The 350-nt window shown below is 68.3% G+C and carries 1 pseudogene; it reads left to right on the top strand.

Going from position 1 to position 350, the window contains the following annotated elements:
• Positions 1-350, top strand: a pseudogene (locus MKK75_RS28410) (hypothetical protein); the annotation flags it as partial.

Here is a 350-nt window from a genome sequence, read left to right as displayed (position 1 = left end):
CGCGGACTGGACGCCGCTCGCCGGCAAGCAGGTAATGATCTGGCCGGACAACGACGCACCCGGCCTCGGCTACGCCCTCGACGTTGAGCGTGAGTTGGCCGCGGTCGGTGCCGGCACGGTCACCACGGTCGACGCCATGCGCGTTGCTGCGGCCACACCCACCGGTGAGGAGCGTCAGCCGCCCGAGGGGTGGGACGCCGCCAATGGCCTCGACGAAGACGGCTGGCAGCCCGAGGCGCTCGCTACCCTGGTGCTTCAGCATGTCGACCGGGTCGAGGCCGCACCTGCCTACATCTCCTTCGATAGCTACTCCATGAACTCTGGCGGTCTGACCGCCGAGATCGTCAAAG

Source organism: Methylobacterium sp. J-030 (assembly GCF_022829545.1).
Lineage (GTDB): Bacteria > Pseudomonadota > Alphaproteobacteria > Rhizobiales > Beijerinckiaceae > Methylobacterium.
This window is presented reverse-complemented; position numbering and strand designations above follow the sequence as displayed.